The organism is Streptomyces sp. O3 (assembly GCF_054788135.1).
This window is the reverse complement of the sequence record NZ_JBTVYK010000047.1, coordinates 38,281-54,327: the sequence shown is the minus strand read 5'-3', so window position 1 is coordinate 54,327 and position 16,047 is coordinate 38,281. Positions and strand designations below refer to the sequence as shown.

The following is a 16,047-nucleotide window of genomic DNA, read 5'->3' as shown; positions in this document are numbered from 1 at the left end:
GCCCCTGGGCCGTGTGGTCGGGGGGCGGGGCCCGCCGCGCCGCGATGCCGGGCGCGGCCGCGGCGCCCCCCCCCGCGGGGGGGCGGGGCCACCCCGCCCGGCACGGCTGAGCCCCGGCACGGCTCCCTACAGCTCCTTGCCGTACCAGACTTCCGAGTACGGGCTGCCCGTGTCGTACGCGGGGATCTCCCGGTACCCGTGCCCGGTGTACAGGGCGCGCGCCTCGACGAGGTCGAGGCGCGTGTCGAGCCATACGCGGCTGGCGCCGAGCCCGCGCGCGGCCTCTTCGGCAGCCGGGATCAGGACCCGCCCGGCCCCCTTGCCGCGCATCTCCTCACGCACGAACACCCGCTTGAGCTCGGCCGTCTTGGCGTCGAGCAGCCGCACCCCGACGCATCCGGCCGCCACACCGTCGTACCGTGCGACGAGCAGCGCCCCGTTCGGCGGCGCGAGATAATCTCCGCGGTCCGCGGCGATCTCGCGCTCCAGTTCGTCGGCGGGCGTGCTGTGTCCCGCCCCGTACTCGCGCGCGAACCAGCGGTCGCTGACCTCGGTGTAGTACGCGGCCCACAGGGCGGCCGCGTCGGCGGAGTCGAAGGGTTCGGGAGTGACGGTCCAGGCGTTCACGCCAGGTATTGTCGCGGCCCGCCCCTCACGGACCGCAACCGAATAACCCAGGGCTGGATACCCAGGCTGGCTCAGGCCTGCTTGGGCGCGGCCTGCTGGACGACCTCGAAGGACCACACGGTGGACCCGGACGCCGCGGGCTTGGGCCGCTCGCCGCCGCCCTCCCCGCCGCCCTCGCCGCCGCCCTGGCCCTGGCTCTGGCCCTGGCCCTGGTGGGCGGCCTTCATCGGGCCCTCCATCCAGGCCTGGAAGGACTCCTCGTCGCGCCAGCGCGTGTACACGAGGTACTGGTCGGTCCCCTCGATGGGACGCAGCAGCTCGAACCACTCAAAGCCGTCGGAGCTCTCGACGGTCCCGGCGCGCGACGCGAAGCGCTTCTCCAGGATCTCGCGCTGCTCTTCCGGCACGGTCAGAACGTTGATCTTCACCACGCTGGGCACAAGGCACCTCTCAGGGAACAGGGAACAGGGAACAGGGAATCTGATCGCGCGTGTATCGCGTGTGTGCAGTCTCCTACATCCGCCGGTCAAGGCACCGTGAAGGGGGCTGCTCCGAGGCGTCTTGGCGGTACCCGGCCGTTGCTAAAGTTCAGCGCTGGGTGGGGAGTTGGCGACGCATGGGAGAGAAGACAGACCGTGACCAGCATCATCGTCGTGCCCTCGGCGCACGCGCGGCCAACCGGGCAGCTCAGGCTGCGGCCGGGGGAAGTCCTCCGCTTCGGCCGCGCCCTGCCGTCCGGGCAGGGCGCCCGGCAGCTGAGCATCGCGCACCACGGCGTGTCCCGCAGGGCGGGGAGCGTCACGGCGGCCCAGACCTTCTGGACGCTCAGCAACTTCAGCCGCAGCGCCACCTATGTGGTGGAGAACCCGGAGGGCGCGGGCGAGCATCTGAAGGTGGCGCCGGGCCGTCTCGGGGCGCCGGTGCCGTTCGAGTTCTCGCGGGTCGTGCTGCCCGCGGCCGACGAGTTCGTGACGTTCGACGTCTGGGCGCCGGGCCATGACTACCTGGACCACGACGCGGACCAGGCCGCGAACGGCGACGCGAGCGGCTTCGGGGCCGCCCCCGGTTCGGGGCCCGGCTCCGGGTCCGCCGCCGGGTCCGGGTATCCGTCCACCGTGCTGGGCTTCCCCCTCGATCACAGCAAGCGGTACTTCATGGTGCTCGCCGCGCTCTGCGAGCCCCGGCTGCGCGGCGCGCCGCACGCCCCCGCCCCCACGGCCGATCAGGTCGTACGACGGCTGCGCCCGGTCTGGCCCGAGGTGAGCCGTACGACCGTGAACTGGAGCATCGACTACCTGGCGGTGAAGCTGCGCCTCAAGCCGGGCCCGGACGAGGAGGACCCCTCGGGGGCGCGGCTGTACGGCAAGAAGGAGGCGCTGGTGTCGCTCGCGCTGCGGTTCAACCTCGTACGGGAGGACCATCTGACCGTTCTCAGCCCGCCGCTGCCGCCGAACCCGAGCCCGCCGTCGCCGCCGTCGCCGTCGCCCACTCCACCGGCCGGCGCCTGAGGCGGCGACCGGCCGGTGGGTACCGGCTGCCCCTGCCCACCCCCGTTTGAGGGCAGGGGCAGAGCCTCGGCGGTCGGTCGGGCGGTGCGGTTCGCGCCGCCCGGCCGATGTCTCCACAGTGACGGCAGTCGGCCGCGATCGGCACCTGGATCTATGCAGGGTGCCGCCGGGAACCGGGATGGGCCCCCGCCGCGTCCCTGTAAGGTCCGCGCATCGTAAGGTCCGCGCATCCGAAGACGACGGTCGAAGACGACGAGGGGGCGTACGTGCTCGAACTGACCATGGCCGCGGTGTCCGGGGCCGACGCGGGTTCGACGGCTGGCATGCTGATGGCCGAGGAGCCAAGCGCTCCGGGCGCGGTGCTGCGCGTGGGGCGGGACCCAGGCGTGTGCCGCCTCACGGCGCCCGAGGACTGGCTGTTCGTGTCACGGGCGCACCTGGAGTTCCAGTGCGGCCCGGACGGGGCGTGGACGGTCACCTGGCTGCGCGGCTCGCGTCCGGACCCCGCGTCTCGGGTGCGGGTGACGCTGGACGGGGCCGAGGCGCCCCTCGCGTACGGCGCGAGTACGGCGCTTCCGCGCGGCGGCTCGGGCGAGGTGGTCATCCAGGACCTCGGCGGGCCGCGCAGTGTGAACGTGGGCTTCTACCACGAGGTCTGAGCCGCCCCGGCCGACTGTGATGTTCGTCGCGCCGCCGCACCGCGACCGCCCGCCGTGAGCCCGTCCGCACGGCCCGCCGATGATGACCGGTGGACAGCCAGGTGACGATGGGGTTGCCTGCGTCTGTGCGGAGGGGCGTCGCGCGCCCCTTAGGATCCGGGGACGGAGACCGAGCGCGGTCGGATTCAGGCGGAGGACCGAAGAGGCGTGGCGAACGCGGAGCAGGCGCGGCAGAGCGGGCTGAGGAGCGCCCTGGGGGCCGCTGGCCTGGGCAGCAGGATGAGCGTGGCCCGTGCGGGGCTCTGGCTGGTCGCCGCCGTGCTCGCGGTACGGCAGATCGTCGTCGTCCTGCGCAGCCCCAGAGGCGAGCGCCTGACCGAGCTGGAGACCTGGGTCGGCCCGGACGGCGTGCTGCGGGTGACCGGCTCGCTCTACGACTCGGACTCGTTCACCGGCACGCCGTTCGCCGGGCTCGTGCTCAAGCCGCTGACCCGCGCCGCCGAGCAGGCGCTGGGCCTCGGCTGGACGTTCGGCACGCTGCTGCTGGTCGCCGCGCTCGGCCTGGTCGCGGCCCGCGCGCTGCCGACGCCCGTCTCGCGGCGTACGTCGATGCTCGCCGCGCCGGTGGCGATCTGTCTGCTGATGCTGTCGCTCCCGGTGCGCAACGCGCTGTACCTCGGCCAGACCAGCATCATCCCGGTACTGCTGGTCCTGCTGGGCTGCTTCGCGGTACGCGGCGAGCGCGCCTCGGGCATCCTGATCGGCCTCGGGGCCGCCCTGCAGCCCACCGTGCTGCTGTTCGCGCCGCTGCTGTGGTGCACCGGGCGGCGCAGGGCCGCGCTGTCCGGCGTCGTGACCTTCGCGGCCGGTACCGCCCTGGCCTGGGCGGCACTGCCGCAGGACTCGTGGACGTACTGGGTGCGGCGGCTCGCGGGCGCCGGTCTGGGGGCGAGCCCGGACAGCGTCGCCAACCAGTCGCTGCACGGGGCGCTGCTGCGCCTCGGCCTTCAGGGCCCGCTGGAGATCGCCCTGTTCGTCGTGCTCGCGGCGGCCGTCGCGGTGGTCGGGCTGCGCCGCGCGGTCCGTTACGCCCGTGACGGGCAGCTGCTCCTGGCGGTCGCGGTGACCGGCTGTGTGGCCGTGGCGGTCTCGCCGACGGCCTGGCAGCACCAGCTGCTGTGGGTGCTGCTGGCGGTGGTCGGCCGGGTCGGCAGGCGCGCGTCGGACCGGCTGGTCTGGCCGCTCGCCGTCGTCGTCGTGATGACGCTGCCTACGAAGATGCTGCTGCCTGACATGCGCGTGATGTACCCCGTACAGGACAACGCGCCGCTGCTCATGGCGCTCGCCGCGGCGTGTCTGGTGCCGTTCATCGCCCGTACCTCGCCGTACTTCCAGACGCCGGAGCCCACCGCGTACGAGGCCCCCGCCCCGGCCCGCTGGAAGTGGGTGCCGCTGGTTCCGTTCTGGCGGCGGGCGCTGAGCCGTCCGAACCTGCTGCTCGAACTGCTGCTGATCCGCGTCGGCTACTCGATCTACCAGCAGACCCGCATCCTGGCGACCGGCAGCCGCGCCGCCGCGGAGGAGCACGGCGAGCGGGTGCTCGCGATCGAGCAGGCGCTGTTCCTCGACGTCGAGCACTGGTTCAACCGCGTGGTCGTGGACACGCCGTGGCTGGAGTCGTTCCTCAACTTCTATTACACGTCGTTCCACTTCGTGGTGCCGCTGACGGTGCTGGGCGTCCTGTACGCGCGCCGTCCCGGCGACTTCCGCTGGGCGCGCGGCGCGCTCGGTTTCGCCACGGTGCTCGCGCTGCTGGGCTTCTGGCTGTTCCCGCTGGCGCCGCCGCGGCTGATGCCGGGACTCGGCTTCGTGGACACGGTGCACGGCGTGCAGGACTTCTCGCAGCCGGACTACGGGACGCTGACCGGGGTCACCAACCAGTACGCCGCGATGCCGTCGCTGCACTTCGGCTGGTCGCTGTGGTGCGGCATCGTCATCGCCGTACTGGCCCCGAAGCTGTGGATGAAGCTCCTGGGGCTGCTGCACCCGGCCCTGACGCTGGTCGCCATCGTCGGCACCGCCAACCACTGGGTGCTGGACGCGGTGGGCGGGGCGACCGTGGTGGGCGCGGGCTTCGGCCTGGTCTACCTGCTGTCGGGACCACGGGCGACGAAGCCGACGGCGGCCGCACCGGGACTGCCGGAGCCGACCGAGGCAGCGGAGCTGCCGGAACAGCGCACCGCCTCCGCCGACTCCCCCACCGCCCCCACGGCGTCCGCCTCGGCCGCCACCACCGAAACCGGCACCGGCACCGGCACCGGCACCGACCGACTCCGCCTCGGCTAGGCGCGCCCGCGCGGCTCCGCCTCGGCTAGACAGCCCCGCGAGCCCCGGCCGGAGCCGCCGCGCGGCACGCGGGGCCCGCGGGGCTCCGGTCCAGCTGGGGCTGCCGCGTGGTCTGCGGTGGCGGCCGTCGCCTCAGGCGGGCTGGCTGATCCGTACCCGCAGGCCCTCATCGCCCGCCGCCCGCACGGCGACCGCGCTGAGGTCGGCCGCGTGCGCGGTCGGCCCGTACGCCGCCGCGCGCGGGCCGATCCCGACGACCCGCATCCCGGCCGCGAGGCCCGCCGCGACACCCGCCTGGGAGTCCTCGAAGACGACGCAGTCCGCGGGGTCGACGCCCAGCTCGGCGGCGCCCTTGAGGAAGCCCTCCGGGTCCGGCTTGCTCGCGCCGACGGACTCCGCGGTCACCCTGACGTGCGGCATCCGCAGCCCCGCCGCGCCCATCCGGGCTCGGGCCAGGGCCGCGTCCGCCGATGTCACCAGCGCGTGCGGCAGGTCGGCGATGGCCGCCATGAACGCGGGCGCGCCGCCGATCGGTACCACGCCCTCCAGATCGGCGGTCTCGGCCGCGAGCATCTCGCGGTTCTCGGCGTGGTTCTCGGCCATGGGCCGCTCGGGCAGCAGTACGGCCATCGACGCGTAGCCCTGCCGTCCGTGCACGACCTTGATGACCTCGGCGAAGTCCAGGCCGTGCCGGTCCGCCCAGCGGCGCCAGCAGCGCTCCACCACGGCGTCGGAGTTGACGAGCGTCCCGTCCATGTCCAACAGCAGGGCACGGGCGGTCAGAACGGTGGTGGCAGAGGTGGCCGTCATCGGCGGGCTCCAAGCACTCCAGGCGCTCCCAGAGGAGACGGAGAAAGAGAGAACAAGTGGCCCCGTCCGCCGGTCAGGGAGAACGGACGGAGGCCACTTTGTTCCTCCACGATACAAAACAAGGGGCGCTCCGCGCCACCACCCACCGGATCCGGCCGCCGGAACCGCCCCACGGCGCGCCCCCTCACGGCGCCACGGCCTCGAACAGGCTGATCCCCGCGAGCGCCAGCATCACCACGGCCGCGACCTGGGTGATCAGCCGCAGCGGCACCCGCTTCATCAGCGCCTTGCCGCCCAGGATCCCGATTCCGGCCACCGTCCACAGCGCGAGCACCGCGCCGAGCCCGACCGAGACCGGGTCGTCATACCTGGCCGCGAGGTTCGCCGTCATGATCTGGGTGAGATCGCCGAACTCGGCGACCAGGATGAGCATGAAGCCCGCGCCCGAGACCTTCCAGAAGCTCTGGTCGGCGGGCCTGCGCACCTCCTCCTCGCTCTCGCTCTTCTTCAGGAGCAGCAGCGCCGCGCCCGCCAGGAACAGCACCCCGGTCAGCGCCGCGACGAGCCGGTTCGGCAGCAGGGTCAGCACGCTGCCCGCCGCGATGGCGAGCGCGACATGCACCGCGAAGGCGGCGGCCACACCGGCGAAGACGTACGAGGCGCGGTAGCGGGTGCCGAGCACCAGGCCCGCCAGGGCGGTCTTGTCCGGGAGTTCGGCCAGGAAGACGACGCCGAACACCAGCGCCGTCACACTGAGACTGATCAAGATTCCTCTATCGGTCGAGCGCACCGCCCCACCGAGAGTCACTGCGCGCGAGCCTCGGCATGGCAGCGCGCAGGGGGTACCCGAGCCTCGGGCCGGCACGGCCCGACGGCATCGCACTGCTTGCCGAAGGTCTCGCTGACGGATCGTGATCCACGGTCCGCTCCGGGCGCCGGCCAGGCTCAGAAGCCCGGCAGTATGTCGACGGTCCGGCGAAGAGCTACTCCCCTTCTGCGCCGCCATCGTACGCGACGCGGCGGCCCTGGCGGGATTCCCACCCTCCAATAATGTTGAACTTGCAAGCACTGCTAAGGGCTGCCTAACCTGTGGGCTCCGCCGACCTCCCGTCCCCGGAACTCGGAAACCGAGAACCGAGAGAACCGAAGGAGCCCCCCACATGACCGACCGCCTCAACAGCGCCCAGCCCTACGCCGTAGGCCTGTTCCGGATCGTCATCGGACTGCTTTTCGCCTGCCACGCGGCCACCCCGCTCTTCGGGTGGTTCGGCGGCGCGGCCGTAGAGGTCGGCGCCTGGCCGTACTGGTACGCGGGCGTGATCCACCTCGTCGGCGGCGTCCTGCTGATGCTCGGCCTCGGCACCCGCGCGGCCGCGTTCGTCTCCTCCGGCGCGATGGCGTACGCGTACTTCGACGTGCACCAGTCGCAGGCGCTGTGGCCCATCGAGAACGGCGGCGAGGCCGCGGCGCTGTTCTGCTGGGCCCTGCTGCTCCTGGTGTTCACCGGGTCCGGCGCGTTCGGCCTGGACCGGCTGCTCGGGCGCGACACCGGCACGACGGCCGCCGCCGGCGCCCCAGCCTCCGAGGACGCCCGGACATCCGGAGCGGCGGGCCGCTAAGGCACGCCAACCGGTCGCCCTGTCGGCCCACGTGCGGAATATTTCCGGCATACGAACCCGAAGTATGACGTCAGGTGAACACCCGGCGGCGCGTACATGACCCCCGTGATTCGCCGCCTCACCCGTGGGCGTACGCTGCGTGGCTGACCACAAGGCCGCCCCTGACGCTCCCCGCGCCTCGAGGCGTTACGCCGCCAGGAACCGGGGAGTCGGGGAGTCAACGGGTGCTCGAGAGTGTGGGGACGCTGACCGGCAGCCCATGGATCTACGCCATCGTGGCGGCTTCCATCCTCTTCGACGTGTTCCTGCCGATGCTGCCGAGCGGACTGCTGGTGATCACCGCGGCCACCGCGGCGGCGGCCGGTACCGGGGCCGCGGGGCGGGTGGCCGCGCACGAGGTCCCCGACATCCTGGCGCTCGGTCTGTGCGCCGCGACCGCTTCGGTGCTCGGCGACCTCGCCGCCTACCGGGTCGCCCGGCGCGGCGGCGACAGGTTCGACCGCGTCATCGCCCGCTCCCGGCGGCTCAGCGCCGCCCAGGAGCGGCTCGGGGCGGCGCTCGCGCGCGGCGGCGGCATCCTCGTCATCATCGCGCGGTTCGCCCCGGCCGGGCGCTCGGTGGTCTCGCTGGGCTCGGGCGCGGCGCACCGCACGGTACGGGAGTTCCTGCCGTGGTCCGTGCTGGCGGGCGTGATCTGGGCGGCGTACAGCGTCGGCATGGGCTACCTCGGCGGCCAGTGGCTGGGCGCCACCTGGCTGGCCACCGGCGTCTCCCTGCTCGCCCTGGTCGCGGCGGGCTCCCTGGCGGCGTACGTGGTCCGCCGACGCCGCCCGGCGACGGCGGACTAGCGGGCGCTGGCGGGCTGGCGGGCTGGCGGGCTGGCGGTTAGATCGTTTCCCCGGCCGCCGCTCTGCTCCCCCTCGCCGAGCCGCCCCTGACCTCCAGGTCCCTCAGCAGCTCACGGGTCGCGTCCGTGACGGCGTCCACGGCACGGTCGAAGACCTCGCGGTTGTGCGCGGCGGGCGCGCGGAAACCGGACACCTTCCGTACGTACTGCAGCGCGGCGGCGCGGATCTCGTCCTCGGTGGCCTCCTCGGGAAGCACGGGCGGGCGGAGAGTCTTGATACTGCGGCACATACCCCCAGTCTGCGCCACACCGGCACCCGGCAGTCACACGAGTTCCAGCCATGGACGGGACCAGGGAGACCACGGGGGCTCAGCCCTCTTCCGGGTCTGCCGCCGCGCCCTCCTCCGCCGCCGCGCCCTCCTCAGCTCCTTCGCCCGCTGCCTCCGGCAACCGCTCGACCGCCGCGAGCGCCTCCGTCAGCCAGGCGGTCCAGAACGTCTCCAGCTGGATGCCCCCGCGCAGGACGAGATGGCGCAGCCGGTCCTCGGCCGCGTCCGGCACCACCGGGAAGTGCCGCCCCTCGATCCCGGTGTACTCCGCCAGCCGCTCCTGGTGCAGCGCGAGATGCCGCCGCAGCTCGCGTTCGAGACCCTGCGTGCCGACCACGCCCGCCGCGCGCATCCGCAGCAGCAGCGGGTCGCGGATCTGCTTGGGTTCCTCGGCCTTGGCCACCCACGCGGTCAGCTCCGCGCGGCCCGCGGGCAGCACCTCGTACTCCTTCTTCTGCCCGCGCGTCGGCTGCTCCTGCGGCAGCGCGCGGATCAGCCCGGCGGCCTCCAGCTTCCCCAGCTCGCGGTAGATCTGCTGGTGCGTGGCCGACCAGAAGTAGCCGATCGACTTGTCGAAGCGGCGGGTCAGCTCAAGCCCCGACGAGGGCTTCTCCAACAGGGCGGTGAGGATCGCGTACGGGAGGGACACGCCCGCATCCTAGAAGGCCGCCGGGAACGAGGCACACCACCCGGCTACCGCGGAGACAGGTCCGGCGGGGTTCGTATGCCGTGGTGGCGGCGGAGCGCGGAGAGCGCCGCGAAGTAGCCGCACATCCCGTGCACGGAGGGGCCGGGCGGAGTCGCGGCCGAGCACAGGTACACGCCGGGCAGTGGCGTGGTGTACGGGTCCCAGCGTGCGTGCGGACGGGCCAGTGACTGGCGCAGGGTCAGGGCTCCCGCGGCGATGTCCCCGCCGACGTAGTTGGGGTTGTACTCCTCGTACTGGGCGGCCGAGAGGCCGCGGGCGGCGACGATCGTGTCGGTGAACCCCGGCGCGTACTCCTCGATGCGGCGCCGGATCAGGTCGACCGGGTCACGCGTGTCTCCGTGCGGGACGTGGGCGTAGGCCCAGACCGGTCGCTTGTCGCCCGCGGCACGGGACGGGTCGGTGACCGCCGGGTCGACGACGAGGACGAAGGGCGCGTCGGCGCGGTGTCCCGCCGCGGTGGCGGTCTCCTGACGGAAGATGTCGGCGCGTGTCCCGCCCAGGTGCACGGTGCCGGCCTCGCCCACGAGGGGGTCGGCCCAGGGGACGGGGCCGTCGACGAGGAAGTCGGCCTTGGCCGCCCCTGGGCCGTACGTATAGGACGTCAGGGCTTTCCGGTAGCGAGCGGGCAGCGGATGCCGTCGGCCGGACATGCCGAGGAACCCTTTGGGGCTGACGTCCAGCATGACGAGAGGGAAGTCGCCGAGTTCGGCCAGGTCCCGGATGTGGTGTCCGGTATGGATGACGCCGCCGTGTGCGGTGATGTCGGCGGCCATGGCGTCGGCGATGCGGACGCTGCCGCCTTCGGGGAGCGGCCAGCCGCTGCTGTGGGCGGCGTGGGCCAGCAGCAGGGCGACCGCCGCCGAGGCTACCGAGGGGAGTCTGCCCACCGCGTGCGCGGCGACTCCGGCGAGCAGCGCGCGGGCGGGCTCGGTGCTCAGCGGCGTACGCGAGGTGGCGTGGGCCAGGATGCGCGGTGCCAGCAGCAGCGGAGCGGCCAGGCTGCGGGGCAGGGAGCGCTGGGGGGACAGGAGCAGGTCGACGATGTCGGTGGACCGGGCGGCCAGGGGGGCCATGAGGCGGGTCCAGCGAGGCCCGTCCGGGCCGAGGCGGGCGGCGGTGCGGTCGATGTCGCGCCAGGCCGCGGCCGCCGCGCCGCCGGGCAGCGGGTGCGCGTAGGGCATGTCGGGCTGCAGCAGCCGTACCCCTCGTGCGGGCAGGTCGAACTGGCGGAAGAACGCGGAGGCGGCGGCCATCGGGTGGACCGCCGAGCAGATGTCGTGCGTCACCTCGCGGTCGAACAGCGAGGCGGTGCGCAGTCCGCCGCCGATGGTGTCGGCCTTCTCGTACAGCTCCACCTTCAGACCGGCGCGGGCGAGGGTGACACCCGCGGCGAGTCCGTTGGGGCCGGTGCCGACGATGGCCGCGTCGGCGGTCATGCGGCGGCGCCCTGGTGTTCGGCGAGTCGGCGGTAGAGGCTGCTGCTCTCGTTGAGGTCGGCGTGTGTCCCGGTGGCCTGCACCCCGCCGCCGTCCAGCACGATGATCTTCTCCGCCTGGGTGATGGTGGAGAAGCGGTGGGCGATGACGACGACCGCGCACCGGCGGGAGATGGTGGCGATGCTGTCGCGCAGTGCCGCCTCCGACTCTCCGTCGAGGTGGGCGGTGGCCTCGTCGAGGAGTACGAGCCTCGGGCGTTGCAGGAGGGTACGGGCGATGGCCAGCCGCTGGCGCTGGCCGCCGGAGAGGCCGGAGCCGCGCTCGCCGAGTTCGGTGTCCAGGCCGTCGGGAAGGTTCGCGATCACCTCGGTGAGGTGGGCCATGCGCAGCGCGTCGGCGATGTCTCCCTCCGCGGCTTCGGGGGCCGCGTAGCGGAGGTTCTCGCGGATGGTGCCGCGCAGCAGGGTGTGGTCCTGGTCTACGTAGCCGACGAGGGAGCGCAGTTGGCCGAGCGGCATCCGGGCGGTGTCGGTCCGGCCGATGCGGACGGTGCCGGACGCCGGTTCGTAGAAGCGCTCGACGAGTTGGAAGACGGTGCTCTTGCCCGCGCCGGACGGGCCGACGACGGCGGTGAGTCCGCGTTCGGGGACGGTGAAGGACACGTCGTCGAGGACGACGGTGTCGCTGCCGGGGTAGGAGAAGGAGACCTTCTCGAAGGTGAGGCTGTGCCCTTCGACGGCCGCGTCGGGGCCGTCGCCGTGGTCCTCCTGCTCGATGGCGCCGAGCTCCGCGACGCGGTCGATGGAGGCCCTGCCCTGCTGGAACTGGGCGATCGAGATGAACAGCATCACCAGCGGTGACACCAGGTAGAAGAGGTACATCATGAACGATGTCAGGTCGGCGGGCGCCATGTCGCCGGTGGCGACGCGGGCCATGCCCCAGGCGATGACGACGGTCAGCGCGATCTGGGTGCCGACGTTCATGGCCGGGGTGAGCATCGCCGACAGGGCGGAGACACGGATTCCGGAGCGCCGGGCCTGCTGGGCGAGGCCGGTGATGTGCTCGGTCTCGCGGTCCTCGGCACGGGACGCCTTCACCGTCGGCAGGGCGCCCATGACGCGCATCAGGGCGGAGCCGAAGGTGCTGGTGTCCTCGCGGTTGGTGACCGACACCCGGCGTACCTGACGGGCCAGCAGCAGCGAGACCGCGCTGGCGACTCCGAGACAGCCGAGGGTGGTGGCGAGCAGCAGCGGATCGAGCCAGGCCATCAGCGCGATCCCGCCGATCACCATGAAGGCGCTGGTGACGATCTGGGCGAGGGCCTGGGTCATGCAGACGCGGGCCAGTGAGGTGTCGGTGACCATCCGGGTGAACACGTCGCCCTGGTCCCAGCGGTTGAAGGACTGGAGCCGGGAGCGCAGCAGCCGGGCGGCCAGCGTGTGCCGGATGTCGTGCACGACGTTCTCCCCGGCCCGGCCGATGGCGTACGCGTGGGCGGCCGCGAGGGCGGCGTCCGCGGCGAACAGCGCGGACGCCAGCAGGATCGGTCCGGTCAGCGACCGGTCTGCCGCGACGGCCTTGATCATTTCGCCGATGACCACGGGCTGGGCGAGGGTCGCCGCCGCGCCGGCGATCCCGAGGAGGATTCCGGTCAGCAGCAGTGCGCGGTGCCTGTTCGCTATCTGCCAGATGCTCATGCCGCGGCCTCGGCGTCACCGGACTTGACGTAGGTGGAGACGAACATGGGGGACTGTTCGGTGTAGGGGGCGTCGCCGGACCAGGTCGCGGTGCGGCTCTCCGGTTCCAGACCGGCGTCGCGGGCGTAGGCGTCGACCTCGTCCGGGTGGGTGAGGCGGGACAGTTCGGTGCCGACGCGGGTGCTGCCGTCGGACTCGTACCAGATGTGGGAGCAGTGCCACAGGCCGTCTTCCGGCAGCAGGGTGGAGTGGGTCTGCAGACCGGTGCCGCGCTCCGGGTACGGGGTGAAGTAGGTGGCGTGGCTGCGTCCTTCGTGGAGTGCGAGGATGGCGGGCTTGTTGTGGGTCTCCACGATGAGGCGGCCGCCGGGGACCAGCAGGTCGGCGGCGCGCTGGATCGCCTGCCGCTGTTCGTCCGGGGTGAGCAGCATGGAGAGGGTGCCGCAGACGCAGTAGACGAGTCCGGCGGTGTGGTCGGACGTGTAGGTGCGGATGTCGGCGTGCACGGGGTCCACGGAGGTGTCGCCGTCGAGGGCGGTGCGCAGGCTGTCGAGCATCTCGCGTGAGGAGTCGACGCCCGTGATCTGTCCGGTGTGCTGGGCGAGCGGCAGCGCGATCCGGCCGGTGCCGACGCCGAACTCGACGGTGCCGGCGGCGGGGTCGGGGTGGAGTTCGGCTATCCGCTTCGCGGTGGCGGCGGCGGATTCGTCCTTGGGGAAGAGCCGGTCGTACCAGCCCTCGAACTGCCGCCCGTAGCCGATGTCGTTGACTGCGTTCATGTGCTCTTCCTCTTCCTCTTCCGGTTTCTCTTCAGTTCCCTGCGGCCGACTACCTTCTGAGCACTCCGAAGGCGATGGCTCCGGCGATCGCGGCCCCGATGGCGAGGACGAAGTAGGCGGCCACGGTCAGCTCCTTGTTTCGGTCTTGGCGGGCGTCGTCCCGGTCTTGGGGGGCGTGCCGAGGGCGGTCGGCGCGTGCGGGTCGAGAGGGGTATAGGGGGATACGAACACCATCTCCGGGTCGTGGCTCTTGTCGTAGCCGGTGGCGCGGGCCAGCGCGAACTGGAAGCCCTTGACGGTGCCGGCCGACTCGTGCTGGCTGTTGATGGTCGCGCGCAGGTACTCGGTGAGCGTCCGGTAGGCGGAGGTGCGGGTGACGACGGCGAATCCCTTGTCGATGACGTGCAGGATCTCGCTGCAGATGTCGAAGATGGCCTTCTCCGGACGGCGGGTCGGGAACCAGGCGATCTGCCAGGGCTTGCGGCCCTCGATCACATCGACGCCCTGCCACGGTGATGTGGTGCCGTCGGCGTCCAGCGTGCGGTAGAGGAAGTGGTAGTCGTGCATGGCCGGGGTCGGTGCGAAGAACCGCCAGTTCGGCAGGACCGAGAAGGTGTCCTTGAGTTGCAGCCGGTTGAACATCGGGTTCGGGTGCTGGGTGGCGAGGGTGCTCACCAGCATGACGGCCCCGGTGATCCGCCAGGCGGCGCCCTTGCCGGTGAACAGGCTCGATACGGCGGCGCGGCGGGTGGTCACTTGGCGGCCTCCTGGTCGGTTGAGGGGTCGGCTGCCGCGGTGGGACGGCCGGGGTGGCCGAGTTCGTCGAAGAACGCGATGATGCGGTCGGCCACCCGGTAGGCGAAGCGGCTCTGGGTGAGTACGGTGTCGTGCCCGGCGCCTTCGACGACCAGTGTGTCGGTGCGGCCTCCCCGGTGCGCTTCGGCGAGTTCCTTGTGCATCAGCAGCTGGTCGGGGTCGCGGTCGACGGTCTGCTGGGCGGAGACGACCAGGCCGTGCGCCCCTTCGATCGTCTCCAGCTCGCCGGAGAAGGCGCGGAAGTCGGCTTCCACGGCCTCCCATTCGCGACGCCCGGCATCCCACATCCGCACATCGGCGTACTGAGCGAAGGCCTTCTCGCGGTAGGCGACGGGCAGCGCCTCGATCCAGTCCGGGCGGGACATGAGGATGCCGGTGCCCAGCCGCAGGAACCACGTCATCTGGGTGAGGGAGCCACGCAGCTTGTCCGCGGTGTCGCTCTGCTGCTGGGAGCGGTTGAGCTCGTCGGGATGGGAGGAGTCGAGGTAGACGACGCCGTGCAGGCTGTCGCCGAGTTGCCGGGCGGCCCGGCGGGCGATCTCGCCGCCGAGTGAGTGGCCGACGAGGATGACCTTGCGGTGCGCGGCGACGGCGCCGTTCACGACGTCCACGAGGTCGTCGACGGACTCCGAGAGCCCGAAGCGGGCGGCGGACTTGTAGCGGCTGCCGGCATAGCCGGCGCGGGCGTAGGTGATGACGCCGTACTCGGTCTCCTTGGCGAGACGCTCGGTGATCCACGCGAAATGCTCGCTGGTGGAGACCATCCCGGCGGCGAACACCAGGACGGGCCGCTCGCCGTCGCCCCTGGAGAGCACCTCGTACTGGAGCTCGTTGCCGTGGCGGGTGGTCAGCGTCCGAGAGGTGTGCCAGCCTTCGGTGGCGCGCAGTCGTCGCTGGACGGCGGTGCCGGCGGCGATCACCGTGGCTCCGGCGAGCGCGGTGAGCGCGACGGGCAGGGCGCGGTCGTCGCGTCCGGCGAGTACGGGGTGGGTTCTGGGCGCCGAGGTGTAGGCGACCATCGGGTGCATGGCGGTGAACGAGGTCACGAACCGGCCCAGGCCCATGAAGTAGCCGTTGGCCAGGTGGAACGCGGCAGCGCTGGCGATGATGGGGCGGGCCAGGCGGCCGCCGCTCGCGTAGGCGAGGGGGAAGAGGCACTCCAGCGCGAGCACGCCGTGGGTGAGGTACCTGGCTGCCCTGGGATGGTCCTGGGTCCACTGGAACATGCCCTGGTGGCCGTAGGTGCGGGTGCGCATGACGCCGGGGAGCGCGGAGGCGTCGCGCCAGGGTTCGCCGAGGAGTTTCACCCAGCCGGAGATCAGATACGAGAGGTTGGCCTGGAGAGCGACGTACCAGAGCAGGGCGTCCTTGGCCTGGGGGGACGGTACCAGCCGGGCGGCTCCGGTGGCGGTCTGCACCAGGATCGCCACCTGGTCGGAGCCGTCGGTGCCGTAGCGGTGGCGCGGGTAGAGCAGGGCGGAGGTCGCTCCGAGGAAGACGCTTCCGGCGCCGCGCCAGCGTGAGTTGCCGGGCAGCAGCATGCCGGCGGAGACCGCGGCGCGCGTGACGTGCAGGGCGGTGGTGGTCTTCGGTCCGCTGACGGTGTTCAGCAGTCGGCGGACGAGCGGGGTGGATTCGGCTTGGACGTCCTTGACGATGCGCCAGTCGTTGAGGCCTCCCCGGCGTATCTCTTTTCGCTGCGAAAGATATTCGAGAGAAGACGTCAGTGTGGTGACGGCGGCAAGCCGCTCGGACATACCGAGGGCACGGTCCCGGCTCACCAGCGCCGGGCCGAATACCGCAGCGGTGATCTTTTTGGCGAATTTCACGAGGTCCCTTTCGCAGCGCCCCGCAGGGGAGGTCTA

The 16,047-nt window shown here is 72.2% G+C and carries 16 protein-coding genes; 5 read left to right on the top strand and 11 right to left on the bottom strand.

What is annotated here, in order from left to right; all coding sequences use genetic code 11:
• Positions 1 to 126 precede the first annotated feature (126 nt).
• A complete protein-coding gene (locus tag ACX6XY_RS22625) occupies positions 127 to 627 on the bottom strand; it encodes a GNAT family N-acetyltransferase (protein ID WP_460333701.1) in 501 nt (166 codons plus the stop codon).
• Positions 628 to 698: 71 nt separating this feature from the next.
• Positions 699 to 1,067, bottom strand: a complete 369-nt coding sequence (locus ACX6XY_RS22620) for an antibiotic biosynthesis monooxygenase family protein (RefSeq protein ID WP_460333698.1) — start codon at positions 1,065 to 1,067, stop codon at positions 699 to 701.
• A 195-nt stretch (positions 1,068 to 1,262) separates the two neighbouring features.
• Here ACX6XY_RS22620 and ACX6XY_RS22615 point away from each other — a divergent pair, with 195 nt between their 5' ends.
• The 3 genes from ACX6XY_RS22615 (at position 1,263) to ACX6XY_RS22605 (ending at position 5,140) form a co-directional block, all read left to right on the top strand.
• On the top strand, positions 1,263 to 2,135 hold the full coding sequence (locus ACX6XY_RS22615; protein WP_460333695.1) for an FHA domain-containing protein: 873 nt from the start codon (positions 1,263 to 1,265) through the stop codon (positions 2,133 to 2,135).
• A 266-nt stretch (positions 2,136 to 2,401) separates the two neighbouring features.
• A complete protein-coding gene (locus ACX6XY_RS22610) occupies positions 2,402 to 2,794 on the top strand; it encodes an FHA domain-containing protein (protein ID WP_460333692.1) in 393 nt (130 codons plus the stop codon).
• A gap of 207 nt (positions 2,795 to 3,001) precedes the next feature.
• Positions 3,002 to 5,140, top strand: coding sequence for a bifunctional glycosyltransferase 87/phosphatase PAP2 family protein (locus ACX6XY_RS22605; protein WP_460333689.1), 2,139 nt, complete (start codon positions 3,002 to 3,004; stop codon positions 5,138 to 5,140).
• A 132-nt stretch (positions 5,141 to 5,272) separates the two neighbouring features.
• On the opposite strand, the gene ACX6XY_RS22600 is transcribed toward ACX6XY_RS22605, so the two are convergent.
• Positions 5,273 to 5,950 (bottom strand): HAD-IA family hydrolase, encoded by a 678-nt coding sequence (locus ACX6XY_RS22600; RefSeq protein WP_460333686.1) that lies wholly within the window; start codon positions 5,948 to 5,950, stop codon positions 5,273 to 5,275.
• A gap of 184 nt (positions 5,951 to 6,134) precedes the next feature.
• Positions 6,135 to 6,716, bottom strand: coding sequence for a TMEM165/GDT1 family protein (locus tag ACX6XY_RS22595; RefSeq protein ID WP_460333683.1), 582 nt, complete (start codon positions 6,714 to 6,716; stop codon positions 6,135 to 6,137).
• Positions 6,717 to 7,110: 394 nt separating this feature from the next.
• On the opposite strand from ACX6XY_RS22595, the gene ACX6XY_RS22590 reads away from it, so the two are divergent.
• Positions 7,111 to 7,569, top strand: a complete 459-nt coding sequence (locus ACX6XY_RS22590) for a DoxX family protein (protein WP_460333680.1) — start codon at positions 7,111 to 7,113, stop codon at positions 7,567 to 7,569.
• A gap of 224 nt (positions 7,570 to 7,793) precedes the next feature.
• Entirely contained in the window at positions 7,794 to 8,417 is a 624-nt protein-coding gene (locus ACX6XY_RS22585; RefSeq protein WP_460333677.1) for a DedA family protein, read from the top strand.
• A gap of 37 nt (positions 8,418 to 8,454) precedes the next feature.
• Here the strand turns inward: ACX6XY_RS22585 and ACX6XY_RS22580 are convergent, their stop codons facing one another.
• From ACX6XY_RS22580 to ACX6XY_RS22550, 7 genes are all read right to left on the bottom strand, one after another.
• Positions 8,455 to 8,706: a DUF2277 domain-containing protein gene (locus ACX6XY_RS22580; RefSeq protein ID WP_460333674.1), complete on the bottom strand. Its 252-nt coding sequence runs from the start codon at positions 8,704 to 8,706 to the stop codon at positions 8,455 to 8,457.
• A gap of 79 nt (positions 8,707 to 8,785) precedes the next feature.
• Positions 8,786 to 9,394: a PadR family transcriptional regulator gene (locus tag ACX6XY_RS22575; protein WP_460333671.1), complete on the bottom strand. Its 609-nt coding sequence runs from the start codon at positions 9,392 to 9,394 to the stop codon at positions 8,786 to 8,788.
• Positions 9,395 to 9,438: 44 nt separating this feature from the next.
• Complete coding sequence (locus ACX6XY_RS22570; RefSeq protein WP_460333668.1) at positions 9,439 to 10,890, bottom strand: phytoene desaturase family protein; 1,452 nt, start codon at positions 10,888 to 10,890, stop codon at positions 9,439 to 9,441.
• Positions 10,887 to 12,587 (bottom strand): ABC transporter ATP-binding protein, encoded by a 1,701-nt coding sequence (locus ACX6XY_RS22565; RefSeq protein ID WP_460333665.1) that lies wholly within the window; start codon positions 12,585 to 12,587, stop codon positions 10,887 to 10,889. The genes ACX6XY_RS22570 and ACX6XY_RS22565 overlap by 4 nt, the downstream gene beginning before the upstream one ends.
• Positions 12,584 to 13,366: a class I SAM-dependent methyltransferase gene (locus ACX6XY_RS22560; protein WP_460333662.1), complete on the bottom strand. Its 783-nt coding sequence runs from the start codon at positions 13,364 to 13,366 to the stop codon at positions 12,584 to 12,586. Before ACX6XY_RS22560 ends, ACX6XY_RS22565 begins: the two co-directional genes overlap by 4 nt.
• Positions 13,367 to 13,492: 126 nt before the next feature.
• Positions 13,493 to 14,122, bottom strand: a complete 630-nt coding sequence (locus ACX6XY_RS22555) for a hypothetical protein (protein WP_460333659.1) — start codon at positions 14,120 to 14,122, stop codon at positions 13,493 to 13,495.
• On the bottom strand, positions 14,119 to 16,011 hold the full coding sequence (locus ACX6XY_RS22550; RefSeq protein WP_460333656.1) for an alpha/beta fold hydrolase: 1,893 nt from the start codon (positions 16,009 to 16,011) through the stop codon (positions 14,119 to 14,121). Before ACX6XY_RS22550 ends, ACX6XY_RS22555 begins: the two co-directional genes overlap by 4 nt.
• Positions 16,012 to 16,047: the final 36 nt, after the last annotated feature.

What these genes read in the sequence shown, in the direction of transcription:
- ACX6XY_RS22600 (WP_460333686.1), bottom strand. Translation starts at nt 5,950, where the DNA reads ATGACGGCCACCTCTGCCACCACCGTTCTGACCGCCCGTGCCCTGCTG.
- ACX6XY_RS22580 (WP_460333674.1), bottom strand. Translation starts at nt 8,706, where the DNA reads ATGTGCCGCAGTATCAAGACTCTCCGCCCGCCCGTGCTTCCCGAGGAG.
- ACX6XY_RS22570 (WP_460333668.1), bottom strand. Translation starts at nt 10,890, where the DNA reads ATGACCGCCGACGCGGCCATCGTCGGCACCGGCCCCAACGGACTCGCC.
- ACX6XY_RS22560 (WP_460333662.1), bottom strand. Translation starts at nt 13,366, where the DNA reads ATGAACGCAGTCAACGACATCGGCTACGGGCGGCAGTTCGAGGGCTGG.
- ACX6XY_RS22565 (WP_460333665.1), bottom strand. Translation starts at nt 12,587, where the DNA reads ATGAGCATCTGGCAGATAGCGAACAGGCACCGCGCACTGCTGCTGACC.
- ACX6XY_RS22590 (WP_460333680.1), top strand. Translation starts at nt 7,111, where the DNA reads ATGACCGACCGCCTCAACAGCGCCCAGCCCTACGCCGTAGGCCTGTTC.